The sequence below is a fragment of the Inquilinus limosus MP06 genome, assembly GCF_000767795.1.
Taxonomy (GTDB): domain Bacteria; phylum Pseudomonadota; class Alphaproteobacteria; order DSM-16000; family Inquilinaceae; genus Inquilinus; species Inquilinus limosus_E.
This window is the reverse complement of record NZ_JANX01000611.1, coordinates 1-3,636: the sequence shown is the minus strand read 5'-3', so window position 1 is coordinate 3,636 and position 3,636 is coordinate 1. Positions and strand designations below refer to the sequence as shown.

At 70.1% G+C, this 3,636-nt stretch carries 3 protein-coding genes; 1 reads left to right on the top strand and 2 read right to left on the bottom strand.

Annotation, left to right across the window (positions count from 1 at the left end; translation table 11 throughout):
• The coding region (locus tag P409_RS39405) for a hypothetical protein (RefSeq protein WP_034846792.1) at positions 1 to 473 on the top strand (473 nt) is incomplete at its 5' end.
• A gap of 169 nt (positions 474 to 642) precedes the next feature.
• Here P409_RS39405 and gyrB read toward each other — a convergent pair.
• Both gyrB and P409_RS39400 read right to left on the bottom strand, forming a co-directional pair.
• Positions 643 to 3,102: a DNA topoisomerase (ATP-hydrolyzing) subunit B gene (gene gyrB, locus P409_RS29425; RefSeq protein ID WP_034846790.1), complete on the bottom strand. Its 2,460-nt coding sequence runs from the start codon at positions 3,100 to 3,102 to the stop codon at positions 643 to 645.
• Positions 3,103 to 3,118: 16 nt separating this feature from the next.
• Positions 3,119 to 3,636, bottom strand: a 518-nt coding sequence (locus P409_RS39400; protein WP_034846788.1) for a DNA replication/repair protein RecF, incomplete at its 5' end; no start/stop codon positions are given.

Sequence of the window (3,636 nt, the reverse complement as noted above, 5' to 3'; positions counted from 1 at the left end):
CGCCGGGCGTCGACTACTGCCAGCGGATCGCCACCGTCGCGCGTGCCGTGCGGCTGACCCTGCTGCTCAAGGACACGCTGTCCCGGCAGGAGGCGGAGCGGCGCAAGGCCGCGGCGCGGCGCGAGGCGGCCCGGGAGGACCGGCACGGGCTGCGGGTGACGCTGGCGATGATGGCGGCGGTCTATGAGTCGTCCGAGGACGGCGAGGAGGATCGCCGTGCCGCCGAGCTGAGCGAAAGGCTGGAACGGCCGGAGGTGGCCGAGCTGGTTGAGGCCAGCCCGGCGCCGGTCGCCGTGGCGGCGCTGTGCCGGCGCTGGGGCTATCCGGTGCGGGTGGAGCAGTGGCTCGAGATGGCCGACGAGGCCATGGAGCATCTCGGCTTCCTGCCGCCGGCGGATGGCGATCCGCCCGAGGATGCGCCGAAGTCCCGCCCGGCCTCCGACCGCCGGCCCAGGGCCCCCGACACGGGGTAAGCCGCTCGCGCACTCGCAGCCTTCACCACCATTCAGCATCGATGGGCGCAGCCTTCCACACTCCCCCTCCCCTTGCGGGAGGGGGAGGGTAGAGTGGCTGGATCGGCTTGGGCAGCAGCATTCTGAAGAGATGGCCCGCGCATCCCGCCGGATGGTCGGGCCCGCCCGGTCACACGTCCAGGTTCGTCACCTTCAGCGCGTTCTCCTGGATGAAGTCGCGGCGCGGCTCGACCACGTCGCCCATCAGGGTCGAGAACACGTCCTCGGCGTCGTCGGCGTGCTTGACCTCGACGCGTAGCAACACCCGGGCGTTCGGGTCCAGCGTGGTCTCCCACAGCTGGTCCGGGTTCATCTCGCCCAGGCCCTTGTAGCGCTGCACCGCCAAGCCCTTGCGGCCCTGCTCCAGCACCCGGTCGATCAGGTCGATCGGGCCGGTGATCGGCCATTCCTGGGCGGCGCCCTTCGGGTTCATCCAGGTCAGCACGCCCGGCCGCTTGTACAGCGCCTGCAGGTCGCCGGTCATGCGGTCGAGCTTGTGCGCCTCGACCGAACGGATGATGTCGGAGTCGATCACCCGGGCCTCGGTCACGCCGCGCAGGGTGCGGCGGAACACCAGCCCGCCGGGCTGGTTGCCCTGCGGCGGCAGCGCCTCGCCCTGCCAGCCGCGCTCGAACTCCGTGGCCAGCGCGTTCAGGCGCTGGGCGACATAGGTCGCGGCCTCGCCGGCCTGGGCCGGGCTGTGCACCACCTGCGGCGACAGCGCGCCGGCGATCGCCACCTGCTCCACCGTCATGCGGTCGCCGACCTTGCGGATCAGCGGCCCGAGCTGGTGCTTGGCCTCCAGCGCCCGCTCGATCTGGGCGCGCAGGTCGTTGCCCGCCACCTGGGCCCCGTCGAACGGCGTGAACACCAGGTCGCGCATGCCGCTGTCGATCAGATACGCCTCGAGCGCCGGGTCGTCCTTCAGATACACCGCCTCCTTGCCCCGCGCCGCGCGATACAGCGGCGGCTGGGCGATGTAGAGGTAGCCGCGCTCGATCAGCTGCGGCATCTGCCGGTAGAAGAAGGTCAGCAGCAGGGTGCGGATATGGCTGCCGTCCACATCCGCGTCGGTCATGATGATGATGCGGTGGTAGCGCGCCTTGTCGGCGTCGAACTCGTCGCGGATGCTGGTGCCCAGCGCCGTGATCAGCGTGCCGAGCTCGGCCGAGGACAGCATCTTGTCGATCCGCGCCCGCTCGACGTTCAGGATCTTGCCGCGCAGCGGCAGGATGGCCTGGAACTTCCGGTCGCGGCCCTGCTTGGCCGACCCGCCGGCGCTGTCGCCCTCGACGATGAACAGCTCGGATTCGGCCGGGTCGCGGTTCTGGCAGTCGGCCAGCTTGCCGGGCAGGGAGGCGAGGTCCAGCGCGCCCTTGCGCCGGGTCAGCTCGCGCGCCTTGCGCGCCGCCTCGCGGGCCGAGGCCGCCTCGACCGCCTTCTGGATCACCCGCTTGGCGTCGTTCGGATGCTCCTCGAACCAGGTCGCCAGCATCTCGTTGACCACCGCCTCGACCGCCGGGCGGACCTCGGAGGAGACCAACTTGTCCTTGGTCTGGCTGGAGAACTTCGGATCCGGCACCTTCACCGACAGCACGCAGGTCAGGCCTTCGCGGGCGTCGTCGCCGGTCAGCGCCACCTTCTCCTTCTTCAGGATGCCGCTCTCGGTGGCGTAGCTGTTCACCTGCCGCGTCAGCGCGCCGCGGAACCCGGCCAGATGGGTGCCGCCGTCACGCTGCGGGATGTTGTTGGTGAAGCACAGCATGGTCTCGTGGTAGCTGTCGTTCCACTGCATCGCCACTTCGACCGTGATGCCGTCGCGCTCCGAGGTGATCGTGATCGGCTCGCCATGCAGCGGCTGCTTGGCCTTGTCGAGGTAGGTGACGAAGGCCTTCAGCCCGCCCTCGTAATGCATCTCGACGACGCGCGGCTCCGGCCCCCGCGCATCGGTCAGGGTCAGCTTGACGCCGGAGTTCAGGAAGGCCAGCTCGCGCAGCCGGTGCTCCAGCGTGCCGAAATCGAACTCGGTTCTGGTGAAGGTCTGCTTCGACGGCAGGAAGGTGACATGGGTGCCGCGATTCTCGCCCTGCGGGCCGAGGGCCGCCAGCGGCGCCTCGCTCTCGCCGTCGTGGAAGCGCATGAACCACTCATGGCCGTCGCGGAAGATGCGCAGCTCCAGCGTCTCCGACAGCGCGTTGACCACCGAGACGCCGACGCCGTGCAGGCCGCCGGACACCTTGTAGGAGTTCTGGTTGAACTTGCCGCCGGCATGCAGCTGGGTCATCACCACCTCGGCGGCGCTGATGCCCTCCTCCTCATGGATCGCGACCGGGATGCCGCGGCCGTTGTCGGTGATGGTGGCCGACCCGTCGGCGTTCAGCGTCACCGTGACGGTGTCGCAATAGCCGGCCAGCGCCTCGTCGATGGCGTTGTCGACGACCTCGTACACCATGTGGTGCAGGCCGGACCCGTCATCGGTGTCGCCGATATACATGCCGGGGCGCTTGCGCACGGCCTCGAGGCCGCGCAGCACGGTGATGGAACCGGCATCATAGGCGCCGTCGTCGTTCGGGATCGCAGAATCCGACATTACTTCTTCATCCGTTTCAATCGGCGGCCCGGGCCGTCACCCGGGCGTCATCGACGCCGAGGTGGCGGGCCCGGTCCCCGAGCGGCGCGAACAGCGCCGGGTCGGTGCCGGTCATCCAGGCCTGGGCGCCGAGCGCCAGGATCTCCTCGTACAGCGCCGCCCGACGGGCCTCGTCGAGATGCGCCGCCACCTCGTCGAGGAGCAGCAGGGGCGGGGCGCCGCGTTCCCCGGCGAGCAGGCGGGCATTGGCCAGGACGATGCCGATCAGGAGCGCCTTCTGCTCGCCGGTCGAGCACTGCGCCGCCGGCATCGCCTTGGACCGGTGATGGACGGAGAGGTCGCTGCGGTGCGGTCCTTCCGTCGCGGCACCGGCCGCGGCGTCGATGCGTCGATTATCGCACAAAAGGCTGCGAAAAGCCTCTTCGGCGTCGACCGCAGGCCGATCCTCAAGCCACGCCTCGATCCGGCCGTCGATGGCCAGGTCGGCGCGCGGGAAGGGGCCCTCGGTCATCAGCGACTCGGCGCCGCGCAGCC